16 protein-coding genes are annotated in these 15331 nt (G+C 41.0%); 2 read left to right on the forward strand and 14 right to left on the reverse strand.

Annotated elements, in window-relative coordinates; genetic code table 11:
* Positions 1–23: 23 nt before the first annotated feature.
* Together JW886_RS09350 and JW886_RS09355 are read right to left on the reverse strand one after the other, a co-directional pair.
* A complete protein-coding gene (locus JW886_RS09350; protein ID WP_205871944.1) occupies positions 24–1040 on the reverse strand; it encodes an ABC transporter permease in 1017 nt (338 codons plus the stop codon).
* The gene (locus JW886_RS09355; protein ID WP_200407527.1) at positions 1033–1806 is read right to left on the reverse strand and encodes an ABC transporter ATP-binding protein; all 774 of its coding nucleotides are present in this window, start codon (positions 1804–1806) and stop codon (positions 1033–1035) included. Before JW886_RS09355 ends, JW886_RS09350 begins: the two co-directional genes overlap by 8 nt.
* A 137-nt stretch (positions 1807–1943) precedes the next feature.
* Here JW886_RS09355 and JW886_RS09360 point away from each other — a divergent pair, with 137 nt between their 5' ends.
* Together JW886_RS09360 and JW886_RS09365 are read left to right on the forward strand one after the other, a co-directional pair.
* The gene (locus tag JW886_RS09360) at positions 1944–2345 is read left to right on the forward strand and encodes an HIT family protein (RefSeq protein ID WP_205871945.1); all 402 of its coding nucleotides are present in this window, start codon (positions 1944–1946) and stop codon (positions 2343–2345) included.
* Positions 2346–2356: 11 nt separating this feature from the next.
* Positions 2357–2578, forward strand: a complete 222-nt coding sequence (locus JW886_RS09365; protein ID WP_075525906.1) for a hypothetical protein — start codon at positions 2357–2359, stop codon at positions 2576–2578.
* A 12-nt stretch (positions 2579–2590) separates the two neighbouring features.
* Here the strand turns inward: JW886_RS09365 and JW886_RS09370 are convergent, their stop codons facing one another.
* The 12 genes from JW886_RS09370 to JW886_RS09425 all read right to left on the reverse strand — a co-directional run bounded on the left by JW886_RS09370 (position 2591) and on the right by JW886_RS09425 (position 15331).
* Positions 2591–2932, reverse strand: a complete 342-nt coding sequence (locus JW886_RS09370) for a hypothetical protein (RefSeq protein WP_075525907.1) — start codon at positions 2930–2932, stop codon at positions 2591–2593.
* Positions 2933–2988: 56 nt separating this feature from the next.
* A complete protein-coding gene (locus tag JW886_RS09375) occupies positions 2989–3708 on the reverse strand; it encodes a pilin N-terminal domain-containing protein (RefSeq protein ID WP_205871947.1) in 720 nt (239 codons plus the stop codon).
* Positions 3705–4976 (reverse strand): class C sortase, encoded by a 1272-nt coding sequence (locus JW886_RS09380; RefSeq protein ID WP_205871948.1) that lies wholly within the window; start codon positions 4974–4976, stop codon positions 3705–3707. Before JW886_RS09380 ends, JW886_RS09375 begins: the two co-directional genes overlap by 4 nt.
* Before the next feature lie 23 nt (positions 4977–4999).
* Complete coding sequence (locus JW886_RS09385) at positions 5000–6679, reverse strand: SpaH/EbpB family LPXTG-anchored major pilin (RefSeq protein ID WP_205871949.1); 1680 nt, start codon at positions 6677–6679, stop codon at positions 5000–5002.
* Between the two features lie 67 nt (positions 6680–6746).
* On the reverse strand, positions 6747–10241 hold the full coding sequence (locus JW886_RS09390) for a hypothetical protein (RefSeq protein WP_205871950.1): 3495 nt from the start codon (positions 10239–10241) through the stop codon (positions 6747–6749).
* A gap of 248 nt (positions 10242–10489) precedes the next feature.
* Complete coding sequence (rplA, locus tag JW886_RS09395; RefSeq protein WP_075525911.1) at positions 10490–11179, reverse strand: 50S ribosomal protein L1; 690 nt, start codon at positions 11177–11179, stop codon at positions 10490–10492.
* A gap of 217 nt (positions 11180–11396) precedes the next feature.
* Entirely contained in the window at positions 11397–11822 is a 426-nt protein-coding gene (gene rplK / locus JW886_RS09400) for a 50S ribosomal protein L11 (protein WP_075525912.1), read from the reverse strand.
* Positions 11823–12004: 182 nt separating this feature from the next.
* The gene (locus JW886_RS09405) at positions 12005–12214 is read right to left on the reverse strand and encodes a YozE family protein (protein WP_075525913.1); all 210 of its coding nucleotides are present in this window, start codon (positions 12212–12214) and stop codon (positions 12005–12007) included.
* Between the two features lie 16 nt (positions 12215–12230).
* Positions 12231–12767: a peptide-methionine (S)-S-oxide reductase MsrA gene (gene msrA, locus JW886_RS09410; protein ID WP_205871952.1), complete on the reverse strand. Its 537-nt coding sequence runs from the start codon at positions 12765–12767 to the stop codon at positions 12231–12233.
* A 113-nt stretch (positions 12768–12880) separates the two neighbouring features.
* Positions 12881–13741: a CvfB family protein gene (locus JW886_RS09415; protein WP_205871954.1), complete on the reverse strand. Its 861-nt coding sequence runs from the start codon at positions 13739–13741 to the stop codon at positions 12881–12883.
* A 215-nt stretch (positions 13742–13956) separates the two neighbouring features.
* On the reverse strand, positions 13957–14511 hold the full coding sequence (frr, locus tag JW886_RS09420; RefSeq protein ID WP_075525916.1) for a ribosome recycling factor: 555 nt from the start codon (positions 14509–14511) through the stop codon (positions 13957–13959).
* 4 nt (positions 14512–14515) lie between these two features.
* Positions 14516–15331, reverse strand: a complete 816-nt coding sequence (locus JW886_RS09425; protein ID WP_205271980.1) for a DUF817 family protein — start codon at positions 15329–15331, stop codon at positions 14516–14518.

Below are 15331 nucleotides of genomic sequence, written 5' to 3' on the forward strand. Positions count from 1 at the left end.
ATAAAGTAGAAGCTTTTTTATTTTTATTTTTTCAATCTAAATCTAACATAAAACTTAGTAAGTATGAAGTTAAACAGAAAAATGACCACCGCCAAAACAATTGGACGTATAAAGATTAGGCTCATTATCAATTCGATAAGGGTGGTTACGAGCATCACTCGAAAAAGAACAACACGCAAACCTGCAGTTTTCGCCGTTTTTTTCACGGGATAAATTCGTGTCAAAAGTTGATAATCAAATGTCGTACGCAAAGAGAGGAGCTGAAAAATTAAGAGGTAATTAAAGACCAAGACAATAATAAGCGCTACAATCCCATTGCTGATAAAAATCATGGACAGAATTGATAAAACTAAAAGTCGCAAGGTTAAACCTAGGAAATCTCCACTGCGCAAGAAACTCCGCATAAACAGATAATCATAAGTCCTTCTGGTATCTGGTAAAAGAAAATCTAGATATTTCCTACGGTGACTATGTGATTTTAGACCTTTGACATTCGTAAATAAAGCAAAGAGACGCAAAGTAGCAGTTTTACGTGTTTCTTCTGACTCAATCATCGCTGTCCAATTCAGGATACCTGTCTGTTGCCAACGCCAGATTTGAGAGTAAAACCACGCCCCTTTTAGTGCCACTAAAAGAATGAACCAGATAATGAATATAACTACGTTAAAGTTCAACAAAGGTGCAACAATGAGTATCAAAAGTAGTGATAAGACCGCTGGTAGTATCAATGAACGTACTAGACATTGCAAGAGATAACGCTTTAGCGCGAGTTCTTGTGGAAGGAGAAACACCTTATCAGCTGCTTCCACAAATGTAGCGATGCGTCCCACAAGCTGACTAAGTACTGTGACTAGCACAACAAGAATTATCTTCTCTAAAAGATGTGCTTGGTGTGTTTGAAGAAAAGTCACATACTGAACGACTAAGGCACCTAGCAAAATCATTAAGAATAGAACAAAATGATCATTAAAAACATAGCGAAGATATTTTAAATTTTGCTTGTACCAGTCTTTTCGACGTTTCGCAAAAATTTCAGTCATGAGTAACTTCTTCCCCCTTCTTCAGCGGGTCGCTGGGGAAATTTCCCTTCGTCAAAGAAAGATAGATTTCATCCAAGCTTGCTTCTGGCTGACCAAATTGTTGACGAAGTTCTTCTACTGTTCCTGTAGCAACAACTTGACCTTCATGGAGGACAACAAATTTATCACAGAATTTTTCTGCTGTTGATAAGATATGAGTACTCATAAGAATCGAGCTACCTGTTTGTTTCATTTCCAACATCAAATCAATCAAATCTTGAATCGCTAGTGGATCCAATCCCATAAAGGGTTCATCTACAATATATAAAGAGGGTTCCGTCAAGAAAGCACAAATAATCATGACTTTTTGCTTCATCCCCTTTGAGAAATTAACAGGGAACCAGTCCAATTTATCACTTAATCGGAAAGTTTTTAGTAATTTTTCCGCACGCTTTAGAGCTAGTTCCAAAGGAATTCCATAAGCCATTGCCGTAACTTCAATATGTTCACGAAGCGTTAATTCTTCATAAAGACTTGGAGTCTCTGGAATAAAACCTATCTTTTTTCGATAGCCCTCTAAATCTTGCTGCAAAGTTAAACCATCGAGCTCAATCTGTCCTGAGTAAGGAGTCAAAAGCCCAATCACTTCTTGAATTGTTGTCGATTTACCAGCACCATTGAGACCAATTAGCCCCACAAGTTCGCCATCTTTGATTTCAAAATTAAGATTTTTTAAAACAGGATGCCCAAGATAGCCACCCGTTAAGTTTGTTATTTTTAGTACCACGTTATGTACTCCAATTCTACTTAAATTTGGTATAATCTAAGTATATTATAACATTTTCCTTAGCAATTCTGCTCAATTTTTAGGGTATTCATCGCTCAATAGGTAGAAAAGCTAAACAGTTTGGAGGCTAATATAAAATGGAAGATTGTATTTTTTGCAGAATCATCGCTGGAGATATCCCCAGCACAAAAATCTATGAAGATGATGACGTTGTAGCTTTTCTTGATCTCACTCAGACAACTAAAGGACATACCCTTCTCGTTCCTAAGCAGCACGCACGCAATATCCTCGCAATGCGCCCCGAAGATGCTGCACTATTATTCAGTAAAGTTCCTCTGATTGCCAACAAACTTGTCCATAAACTCCAAGCCAAAGGGATAAATATCTTGCAAAATAATGAGGAGATTGCTGGTCAAACAATTTTTCATACGCATGTGCATTTGATTCCCCGCTATGATGATAACGATGGCTTTATTGGTAAATTCACTCCACACGACTATGACTTAGCTGAAATTGCGGCTCAAATCAACAAAGATTAAAGGAGAAAGCAATGTTTGAACTTTTTAAGGATTTAAAAACAATGATGGGTGAACTCTCAGATGATTTCAAAACCATGAAAGTCAACTTAGCACGTGTTCAAGAAGAAACCCTCAAGGCAGAGCAAGTTGGCAAAGCACTGCAAACAAAAGTTAATGAATTTGAAATCTCTATTGCTCCTCGGATTGAAAAAATCAATAGCTTAATTGATGAAATAACAAAACAGGTTGAATGATTCAACCTGTTTTTATTTTGTTTTATTTTGTTGTTTATAAAATTGTCTTCCCCAAAAAATGCCTAAAAGTTGCGCTAAAATGAAGCCAACAATGATAACTAACAGTTTTTCGATATCATGATGCTGGATATAAGTGAATGTATGCTGTGAGATGGATAAAACAGCAATAAAAATAATCAAAATAAGATTCATCCCAATAATACGACGATATCTTCCTTTTCTGCTTTCCCAAAAACTGATAAACAAGATTAAAATCGTTACCATTTCAAGTCCGATTAAGGTTAACCCTAAAAGCTGAAAAAGGTACGCAATCCCAAATATAATTGTTGTAAAACCCCATAGAAATAATAACATAACATTATTTTAACATGTTTCTCTTAATTACTCAATACTGTACAAAAAAAGAGGGTTTACCTCCTTTTTCTCATCAGAATAATGTCACCAAGTAAGAGAGAAATGCCTAGTAACCCCATCAAAATTGAAATTTTAACACCCGTTTTAGGGAGGTATTTTTCAAAAATATTGGTTTGTTGTATTTGTGTGTCTTTAAGTTTCCTAGACCCTTTTTGTTTTGTTAGTGATGTTATAAATTCTGCTGGATCTACGCTCGATTTGGGATACAGATAAACAGTATCTTTAGTTTCTATACCTGTGGTGTCAGGTAAGGGCAACCTCACCACAACGGGAGGTGAAGCTTGTGAAAGCTTGAGCATCGGATTTGGCTGCTCACTAATCAAGTAGTCACCGTCCGGTAACATTGTGGTCGCCATACCGTTTTTATCAGTGACTAATTCTTGTGGGCTTCCAACTAAACGATAAGTCGAAGGATTGGGATTTTCCGTCGCTACATCACGAGCTGCTCCTGTCGGGACAAACCGCTGTACAATATAATGAATTCCAGCCATCGGCGACAATTGATTGCCTAGATTATCAATTGGAAGATTATTAATTTTCTGCCCATCATCAGTTGTCTGTGAGGGAATAAAGCCCGTTGCACCAGCAGTCAATCCATATTTGACGATGACTAGCTGTTGGGTATGGACCTCTTCAGCTAAACTATTTTTTGTAAACACAACATTTCCCAGAAAAAGGAGTAAAATCATCCAGCTATATTTCATTTTGTGCATCATGATTGCTCCTTTCCTTTTCTGAGGGGAACGCTTTTGAGATAATGGAGGTGGTCAAGTGCTTTTGGGGATTTTAGACAATATTGTTGCGCTTTTCTTGCGGTTGGGTGCGGTCCAATAATCAACTCATGTTCTTTATCCACGAAATTTGAATTTTTTACTTTTGACAGATATTTTTTCCAGTTTTCACTTTTATTTTTAAAAATCCAACGTGACAGCTCTTTATGTTTTCTCAAACGATAAACGTTCAGGTAAAGGGGCTGATCAGGATATATTTTTTCTGCTTGTGCAATAGCGACTGATTTGCTTGTGACCAAGTAGAAACCCGCTCCAAAATCTCCTCTCAAGCTGTCATGGGCTAGTGTTGGTTTTTCTAATTTTTCCAAACTAACTTGGTAAAGGGGGCGTTGGTTGGCTAAAAGCCAATAGAGGAGAATGACCAACCCTAACAGCGCTAATACTCCAGATGCTAGCATGACCCAGAAATTATAGCCAAATGAGTTTCTGTTGATTGCTTCATTAGGTAGCTTTTGGTTATAGGGAACACGCTCCCCTGTGACCAAGAGGCGCTTATTATTTATCCCTGTTGGATAGCAAGTGACAAGCGTCACCAAATCTTTACCTTTGATCACGTTGAGCGACGAAATATCTTTGGGGTCAACCACTTTGATATTATCAATTTTGTATTTTAAGTCTAAATCCAGAACACTCAAATAGAAAACATCACCAAGTTTCAGTTTATCAAGTTCTGTAAAGAGGGTATTATTTATCCGTCCAGAGTGGGCTGGTAGAACGGCGTGTGTATTTACTCCACCTATCGGGAGGCTGGTTTGTGGGATGTGGCCGACACCTGCAAAAAGAATCTTTTCAGAATCGCCGTGATAGATAGGAACATTCCGGACATTGATTTGTGGAATCGCGATATAACCCATCATCCCACTCTCATCGAGGGATAGCTGCTTGTTATAATCAGGGAGAGCCTTCTTGAAGGCGACACCTTGACTAACAGCATAGATGTATTCGTTGTATAATCTTGCACTAGCCAACAGTTCATGCTCTTTTTGGGCGGGAATTTTACTGACTTGTGCGCGATAGTTTTGAATGGTTGTAAGATTTTGCTGAGCCACCATGAAATTTACCACGATTGGATAAAAAAGCAACCCTAGAGCAATAATTGCTAGCAGAATACTTAGAGCATTGCGCAGGATAAGACGGCGTTTTTTCTTTGGCCTCTGCTGTTTTTGAGAGGCCTTGTGTTGAATAAATTTCATAATAATCCTCTCAAAATGAAGTCCTAGTAGCTGGCTTCTTCATCGGTCGTTTGGTGACGACGAATCAAGAACGCTGTTGTTCCAATCATGCCTGATAGTACAAGAATTCCCAAAATTCCTTGCCCACCAGTGAAGGGTAAATCCAGTGTCCGATTATTGTCAATTGTGACGTTTGACAGAGGAGAGCTACCTGTTGAGACAGTCAACTGAGTGGCTGATGCGCTACCACTTGGTAGCTGATATCCTGTGGGTGCCTTGGTTTCAACTGCCCAGTAAGTCACTCCGTCTGTGGTTGCTGTGCCGTCTCCTGTGGTCCCAACAGGTAAACTCAAGCCTTCAAAGGTCGTGATGCCTGTACTAGCTGTAGTGTGATTGGTTGCTGTGCTATCAACAATAGTGCCTTTGGTCGTATCACCTCCTGCTACGGCGACTGCATCAGCAGCACTAGCTGCAGCAACAATTGTAAATTCTGCTCCTGCAAGTGGTGTTTTTGTCGAAGCATCTTCTTTGGTTAATTGTCCACCAGCGACGTTGATCGTTTCTTTAGTCGTTGACGTGTCAGTATTATCTAGAGTTGTCCCATAGGCATTGGTCACCGTTGTGGTATAGGTGGAGTTGACCGTTCCGACAAAATCCGAGTCAACGGTAGTTGGGACGGTCACTTTCAGTTGGGTATTTGTCGCTGTAGCATCGCCATCTGTTGTCAATGCTGCCGCCTTAGCAATCCCTGCAGGAGTTAGTGTAATCGTCACAACTGATGGCGAGCCAGAACCTCCTGTCACTGTAGTCGTGTAGTCTGTCCCTGACGTCAAGCCATCAATCGTGATTCCACTGCTGCTTACAGTGACACCTTTGTCGATATTTTCTGTGATGATGTATTTGGCAGTTGAATTTGCTGCACCATTGGCAATGGCTTCGGTAGTCATCATCGAAGCGTCAAAGGTTGGGGTTAAAATCATGTCTACTTGCTTTCCTTCGGCAGCTGTTGTCGTTTCATTATTGGGCGACCAATCGGCATTTGTGGCGCCATTTTTTACAGGAATAGCAGAGCCATCAATGGGATTAGTGTCGTGATTAACCTCCGTTCCTGTATTATTATTTGCCGTGGTCAAGCTAAGTTTGGGATAAACTTTGGTTGTATTGCCATTGACGACTTGGACGATAAAATCAGCAATCGGCGTAATCCCGCCAACAATTGTTGTTTCGTGGATCAGATAATAGCCATCAGGGAGGCTCGTTGCGGTAGCAATGCCTGTACTGTCAGTAGTTATCGTCGTGTCACCATTGGGTCCAGTTTGGTAAGTCGAGCTGTCAGTCGCTGACATATCCCCTGGCGTTTTCCCATCGGCTGCAACGATGGATTGGACATGGAAGGAGACATTCGCCATCCCATAGACACCACCGGCAGCATCGGGGGTGGCTGCTCCACCAACATTGGTATTGCCCGTCCCATCACCTGCTACACCTGATGTATCTAAGCTCGCTTGGTCCGAACCATCATTGGTCGTCCCTGGATAATTGGTCACATTGCCAGAAGTATCTTTACTGGGCGCTGCTTGTTGGGCATCAATGACGATAGAGCCTGTTCCTGTGCCCGTAATATCCGCCAAGACCAACGGTGCGCTAAAGCCTGTAAAGGTCGTGGCAGAGATTAATAAAATACTTGCGATATTGAACTTTTTATGGAGTCGTTTTAAGGTCATTTCTGTTTGCCTACCTTTCCTGTAAGTATTGCTGGTAACACTATCGAATCAAAAGAAGTTATGAAAATCACTGATCCTCCTTTCTGCTTCGCCATGCCAGTCCTGAAAGTGACAAGAAGCCACTGAGCGTGGCAAGCGCTAAAAGCGTACTCAAACCAATGCCCCCTGCATGTGGTAGCTCAAAATATATGACCTCAAGCTGGGTGATGGTACTGACAGTATTTGCAGCGCGCTCGTCACTCGTCAGCGTCGTTAAATATTCACTGACGGAACCGTCAGGATTGGTCGTCAGCCAGTTTTGATAAGCGATTTGACCTGACCCATTGAGCGCAGTGTAACGTTCGGTGTAAGTCCCTGCGCTCAGGGTATTCGCTGGTAAGGTATCCGTAGATAAGCCTTGCCAGACCGTCTGGTTATTTTTGTCCGTAATGCTGACGAGAATGACATTTCCATTGACAGTATTTTTATTGCTGTCATTATCTTGTCCGTCAGCGTCAAAGGCACTGATCAGATCGCTTTCTGGCTGATAGTCGAGGATTTTAGAAATTGTGTGCTGGCTGTTACTGCTCAGGGCTGTATCATCAGTTACCGTAAGAAGCGTGGTGCTACTGACCGTTTGGTCAGCATTTTCATCAGCTGACAATGTCGCTAGATAATCACTGACGGAGCCGTCAGCGTGGGTCAGCAGCCATTTTTGATATGCGGTATAGCCTGCGCCATTGAGGGCGGTGTAGGTCACGGTGTAAGTGCCTGTTTTACTGCTAACATTCGCTGCATCAATAACATTTCCTGAGCTATCAGTAATTGTGATTTGCACTGGTCCATTGACTGTCGAAAAATCATTGTCTGCATTGGTTCCGTCACGATCAAGCCCTGCGGTCAAATCACTGATCGGATTGTAAGTTGCCCCAGGTAAGATTTGGTCCGTTGCCTTACTTGTCAACTGTGTTTGGTCAAGCGCAACTTCCATAGCAATGACAGGATCAGAGCTTGTCACATTAGGGTGTGCTGCAAGCAAATCGGCCCAGGAGGCGTAATGTGTCAACGTATTATAGCCTTTATCAGTGGTTTGGGTGCTGACCGTGTCATCAGTATAACTATAACCGCCCGTCAGATAATAAGTTTTCCCTGAGCCATTTACGTTTGTCAAATCAGCTGGCGTTGCCTCCAGCTCGCCAAGCTGTGCTGCTGTTTGATCAGTGAGCGGACTTCCTGCTAAAAGGCCTGACGTAGCACTCCCTTGGTTAGCAAAATAGCCCCGGGTTGGATTACCTGCTTCGCCAAAGTTAGGATCGTCTGTCAGCGGCTGACCACTGCTATCTACTGCTAGCGTTGTCCAAATGACACTCGTGCTGTTAGGAATAAGCACTGTCGTAAAGGTATTGCCACCGACGTGGTAAGTATTCGTCGTGCTGTTTGACAGATAATAATCGAGCGGACTGCCTGGCATTGTCACATTGGACGAGTTGCCACTGCTATCAAAGCTTTGACCAGAACCACTACTAGTTTTGAGTGCTGTCGTCGTCACACCAGCTTGATTGATGGCGCTCGTTGCGACTTCATAAGGACTACCTGAATAGCTCGCCAGTAGTGCTCCAGTAACTGGATTGCTCATCTGCCAACCAATTGAGGAGCCTAGTACTGCCGAGGTGAAAGGATGAGCACTAGCAGATGCTGGATCGCTCCAAGTAGGTAAATTTGGACTTGGGTTGGCAATAGGTGTGTCTGTACCACCAGTCGCTGTCGTGTTCGCGGGCAAGCTGGTTGTTGACGGATTGCCAAAAGGAATCAAGCTCCCTGCATTGCCAGTGGTACCAGGAGTATTGCTGGCCCAAGTGTAGTTAAAAGTGGCCGTTTGCGTCAGTGGAGTTAAGGTCACTTGGTAAGTGTAAGCTCCACTATAAACCGCATTAACACTGGTTTCCAATAAATTATATTCATTTGGATGAGCCGCTAGAAAATTAGCGATGGTCGTTGCTGTGTTACCACCAGTGATTGCAGGGTCAGCTGCTCCATTATAATCCGTATTAGTAGATTGAATAGCCGAAATATAGTAACCTGCAGGGACTTTCGCTGTCAAATCAGCTGACAATGTACTGGGCATGGCATCATCAGTAATGACAGAGCTGTAAGTTTGCGCTGAAACTGTTGATGAACTTCCTGTGAAGTTAAAAGTGGCCGTATTATTGATATAAGGCGCATAATTGATATTAAAAGTATTAACCGAAGTATTGGTAATCGCTAGCGACGCTCCTGTCGCTGTTCCATTGACATTTGTGTATTGGTATCCTGTCGGTAGAGGTGCCACATAGGTATAAGTTCCCTTCACACCTGGGGTGCTACTTGCCGACCCACCAGGGGCTGTCATCGTGACTGTATCACCCACATTTGCCAAAATGGTTGACGGCTTCCAGCCGTTTGAGCTAATTGCTTTGCCAGTATAGCTGTTAATATAATTAACAGCTACATCTTCTGTCCCACGTTGCGGGGTAACTGACGCAGTGGCGCTAGAAACATTCACGGAAAGATTCGAGCCATAACCCCCTGTAGCTCCAACAAAGCCTAATGTCGCTGAGTCAGGCAGTTGCGCAGCAACGGAGAGATATTGAGTCGTCCCCGAAGCAAGTGTAATACTGAGCTGGAGTGTGCCAGATTGGTAGCCAGCGGCGGCTGTATTTGTACTATCAGGCGTCCACAGGACTGTGGTGGCTTCACTAAAAGACGAAGCACTCTCAATTGCTAAATTATAAGCTTGTCCATTTGCATCATAATATGGACTATGACTGCTGTTTGTTCCAACGAGTGGGTATTGAGCTTGTTCTAGTTTCCCATAAGAGTCAGTCCGCCGTATTGCCATAACAGAACCCGACCCAGATACCCAACCGTTCGCCGTCTGCCCATCTTGTTGGCTGTTCCCATCACTCAGATTAGAATAAAGGTCCCGCCCTAAGAAGTAAGTATTAGCCAAGCCTTGGATGCCTAAATAACCTCCTGTTGCCGTAGGCATATTGGAGGACATGGTTGCAGGGGTGGCAGGGGTCAAAATAAGTCCCAAAGCATCCCCTGCATTGTTGTAGCCTGTTGAATAATTCAGCTGAACCGTTAGTGCCAGCGGCTTTGTCATATCAAGTGAACCATTAAAACTCGCCCAACCCACTTGACTGGTCGTCGTAGTCATATCAAGATATCCTGTCGGAGTTGATGAAGTGGTGCTCCCACCAGAAGTGGTCGTGTATCTCGCAGTCCCACCCAACGTATAGTTAGCTCCATTTTGAAAATCACTCATATTATAAGAATGATTACCCGTATCATAAGTATCATAGGTTGCAGGGTGTAGACTTTGGCCGCCCTGTATTGGCGATGTGGCCGCTATCGCTTTGATTAGCCCAACAGTTCCGATAAAAGGTAAAGCGATGGGATTTAAGCCAGCTACAAGAAGACTAAGCGTCATGCCCAGATAGAGCCACGTTTTACCTTTTTTCCACGCTCTAAAATGAGTCGTTTTTTTCTCATGAATAGAGTGATAAAATAACACGTTCCGATTGTTTTTCCTTGGACTCATCTGCTAGTCTCCTTTCCTAAGAATGCTTACCCTTTATTAGAAAATTATGAGCTCTTGCAATGAATAGTTTACGTGAAACAATCTCTTGTTACTTCTATATTACTATAAAAACCTTAGCTTTTCTAAAGATATACAAAAGTGTCGAATCGTAATATAAATAAAAAAACCTCCCCCACAGAAAACACTAAGGGGAAGGTTTAAATGATATTAAAAACGTAGCTCAATATAAGCTACGTCTTATTTTTCTATTAGAATGAAGCTGAATCAACTTTCACACCAGGACCCATTGTTGTTGTAACAGAAAGGTTTGCGATGTAAGTTCCTTTAGAAGCTGCAGGTTTAGCAGCTGCAATAACAGCGTTCAAAGCTTTAAAGTTTTCAACCAATTTTTCTGTATCGAATGATACTTTACCGATTGGAACATGAACGTTACCAGCTTTATCAGCACGGTAGTTAACTTTACCAGCTTTTGATTCTTCAACTGCTTTAGTTACATCCATAGTAACTGTACCAGTTTTAGGGTTTGGCATCAAGTTACGTGGTCCAAGGACACGTCCAAGACGTCCAACAACTGCCATCATATCAGGAGTTGCAATAACAACGTCGAAGTCCAACCAACCACCGTTGATTTTTGTTACGAGTTCTTCAGCACCAACGAAGTCTGCACCAGCTGCTGTTGCTTCTTCAGCTTTCGCACCTTTAGCGAAAACCAAAACGCGAGCAGTTTTACCAGTTCCGTTTGGCAATACCATTGCGCCACGGATTTGTTGGTCAGATTTTTTAACGTCGATGTTAAGGTTGTAAGCAACTTCTACAGTTGCATCAAATTTTGCAAATGAAGTTTCTTTTGCAAGAGCTACTGCTTCTTCAACTGAATAAGCTTTAGTAGCATCGATTTTTTCGATTGCTGCGCGCAATGCTTTACTTTTTTTAGCCATTTTTTCTATTCTCCTTGTGGTAATATCGGTTGCTAAAACCTACCTCAACATTAGAAAGTAAGTTTCGAGCCTTCCACGAACGTGGATTGCATGTGTGACTTTTTCTGAACTTCCTTTTTTGGAAATCTTGAAAATTTGTTTGAAATGCGAGGCAGCGGGTTCCGAAACGTACTTAGGTACATGAGGGTTCCGCTAACGAAGCAGTTCGGACAAATTTTTAGTCAGTAACAGTGAATCCCATAGATTTTGCAGTACCTTCGATCATTGACATTGCTGTCTCAACTGATGAAGCGTTAAGGTCAGGCATTTTAAGTTCTGCGATTTCCTTAACTTGTGCTTTTGTAACTGAAGCAACTTTGTTCTTGTTAGGTTCACCTGAACCTTTTTGAACACCTGCTGCTTTTTTCAAAAGAACTGCTGCTGGAGGAGTTTTTGTAATGAATGTAAATGATTTGTCTTCATAAACTGAGATAACAACTGGGATGATCATACCAGCTTGGTCAGCTGTACGAGCGTTGAATTCTTTTGTGAATCCCATGATGTTAACACCTGCTTGACCCAAAGCTGGACCAACTGGTGGAGCTGGTGTTGCTTTACCGGCAGGGATTTGTAATTTAACGAGTTTTTCTACTTGTTTAGCCACGATAAATTCTCCTTATATTTTGTTTTCGTGATGTGGTATGATGCTGAATTTTTCAGCTTCCACGCCTATATGTTAAAAACATACCCATCCATTCTACTGTTTTTTAGCGAATTTGTCAAGATTTATTTGACTTACAAATAAAAAAGTTTACTGACAGACTGGTCAGTAAACCTTCTTTTGTCTCAAGCTTCAAGATAAGCTTGCCAAATGTCATCAAATAGGCTGAGGTTAAAATAAAAAGGGGCCTGAGTTTCCAAATAGGTAGAAATTTCATTAAAATCTTTTGATTGCTTAGGAAATAAGGAGTCTTGAAAGACAAGATTAGCAAGCCGCGTCGCATCATCTTTCTCTACAGGCGCACGATGGCGCATCAGATAATTATAAAAAGTCATTTTCTCTTTCTAGTCTTTATTTAGTAGCAGAAGCTTTTGTCTTCCAATGTTCCTCCAAAAAATCATGACGAATTTTACTTGATTGGGCATAATCTTCTGGATTTTTTTTGTAAAAGCCTTGATGGTAGTCTTCCGCCGGCCAAAATTTTTGAACAGGTTCAATCGTTGTCACAATAGGTCCGTCGAAATTCCCACGGGCTTGTAAGTCAGCTTTACTCTTTTCAGCAATCTCACGCTGTGTGTCATTTTCCACAAAAATAACTGGACGATAGTTATCTCCACGGTCTTCAAATTGACCAAAAGCATCTGTTGGGTCCGTGAGTGTCCAATAAAGTTCAACAAGACTTTGATAGGTAATTTTACTATTATCAAAAATAATTTCTACTGCTTCTGTATGACCAGTCAGGTGTTTTTTTACTTGTTCGTAAGTTGGATTTTCAACATTTCCACCTGTATAGCCACTTATCACAGATAAAATCCCTTCTCGTTCTTCAAAAGGTTGCACCATACACCAAAAACATCCACCCGCAAATATTGCTCTTTCTGTTGCCATTATTTCTCCTTTACTTAATTGTCTTGTGAAATATTATAGCACAGGTCAAAAAAAAGGAGATTCTTAAACTCCTTTTAATCTTTAAATGTCGCTTTTTATTTTTCTTATCCTTCTCAAGATTCTTCAATTAGTTCCGTTCCCTCTGGACTTTGTTTGATTTTTTTAGCTTTCATTAAACCACCAAGCGCTTTTTTGAATTGTCCTTTTGAGATACCAAAAGTCGCCTTGATTTCATCGGGATTTGATTTGTCATTAAATGCCATTTTCCCGCCCATTGATTGAAGATAAGCTAAAATCATTTGGCTGTCAGCATCAAGCATTTCGTAAGCACGTGGTTTTGCTGACAGATTCAGACTACGGTCTTCTTTTCTAAAACCAATCACACGAACTTGAAGTTCTTGACCCACACGTGGAACTGAAAAGCGTTCATTCGGATGGATAAAGCCTAACATATTGTTATCAGGCAAATAAACAAATGTTCCTGATTCTTTATTTCGATAAACAATTGCTCGTAAATCTTGGTTTTGCATGTTGTCATAAGCAGGTCCAGCAAGTTCCCAGAAATCTTCATGCCAAGCTAAATGACCCCAAATCCGCTCTTTTCTGTCAACAATTAATTTCACATAAAGTTGGTCTCCAACTTTTGGCCATTGGTCTTTTTCAAGTGGCAAATCATCAAGAGAGACGACCACATCTTTTCCTGGTAAACCTGTGTCGACAAAGGCACCCAGGTCCTTACGAACAGCTGTTACCGTTCCCCAGCCATAATGCTCATTTGTTGCTTTTTGTTCCAAAGTCGTCAAACGACGATGGTCATCTTTATCCACATAAACAAAACCAGTCACCACATCGCCAACTGTATGTTCACCTTCTATTTTATCTAAACGTAATAAATCTTCTCCTTTTTGGAGAAAATAGAAACGTTCACTTTCTTCCACGATTATCGCGGAGATTGTTTGTCCAATAATACTCATTTGTTCCTCTTTATTAATTGTAATTGAGAGACGTTTTGCCTCTGTTTATTTGACATTGCCTGAAAAATGAATTACAGCTTTGAGCTAGCCTGTTTGCTCTGTCAGCTTGATTCAGTCTTGTAAATTTTTTCCATCCGATAGTTTTTTGATGTAAAAACGGCTCAATGGAGCCGTTAATGCTTTTTCAAATTGTTTGACCTATGAGAAAAATAGAATTAGATATCCAACAACTCTTTTTCTTTTGTCGCAGCAAGCTTATCAGCCTCTTTGACAGCTTCATCAGTCGCTTTTTGAATTTCTTTTTCAAGATCTTTCAAATCATCTTCTGTGATTTCGTTGGCTTTTTGCGCTTTTTTTGCAGCATCCATTGCATCACGTCGAATGTTACGGATAGCGATTTTGGCAGATTCAATGATTTTACCCATATCTTTTACCAATTCTTTACGACGTTCTTCTGTCAACATAGGAATAACTAAACGGATGACAGAGCCATCATTAGCGGGTGTAATGCCAAGATCAGACTCATACAAAGCTTTTTCAATATCTTTCAAGATTGATTTATCAAAAGGAGTAACCATCAATACACGCGCTTCGGGAATTGTGATTGAAGCCAATTGATTAAGTGGTGTGGGTGCGCCATAGTAAACCACTTGAATACGGTCAAGAAGGCTCGCATTAGCGCGTCCTGCCCGAATATGCCCCAAGTCACGTTGCAAACTTGAGAGTGAGTTTTTCATGCGGTCTTGTGCCGTTGTAACAATTTCATTCATTTTTTTAATCCTTAATAATATTTTTTATAGTTATTTTTTTAGCAAAAATCGGTAAATTAGCAATTCGCTGCAGTTCAACAACAATTACAATAGTGATAATAATCAAAAGTGTCCAAGAAGAAATCTTCCCCAAGTCAACAAGGCGCCAAGCAGTCAGTTGGTAACTGTAGCGCCACGCATTGAAGAAGGAACCAATATTCTCCGCAAAATAGATAAACAGTCCAATTAAGAAAAAACCAAGAACTGCCAACCACTCATAGCGCTGTTTTTTTACTTTAAAGCTAAACCTCGTCCTCCAAAATAAAACAAGAATCAGCACATAAAGCAGATTACGGTAATCCAAACCATGCGTATCTGTAAAGAAATTGAGATAAATTAGCCCGCATAAACCAAGAAGATAATACCATTTAGGCCACTGTTTGACTTCGATTTCCATCTCTTTGATGATACGCACTACATAAGAGCCAATTGCGGAATACATAAATGCCGAATACAAGGGGACTCCAAAGAATTTGAAGAGACCAGGCTCAGGATAAGACCATGATCCAAATCTTACTTTATAAATCTCAAGAATCATCCCCATAATATGAAAGATAAGTATTGCAATCAAATCAAAAGCTGTTTCAAATTTTGTAAGAAGTAAAAAAACCTGAATCAGAATAACATAAATTAAGAGCCAATCATAACGCTCTAGTCCAGGAAGAGCAAGATATTTTGAAACAGCAAGTCCCAATAAAATCAGTGCGCCAAATAAAACTGAGCGAAGCTGTTTAATAAAAAAGTCCCAGAGCTGCTCAAAGAGCGGAAAGACTGTTGCCAT

Source organism: Lactococcus taiwanensis, from assembly GCF_017068355.1.
GTDB classification, from domain to species: domain Bacteria; phylum Bacillota; class Bacilli; order Lactobacillales; family Streptococcaceae; genus Lactococcus; species Lactococcus taiwanensis.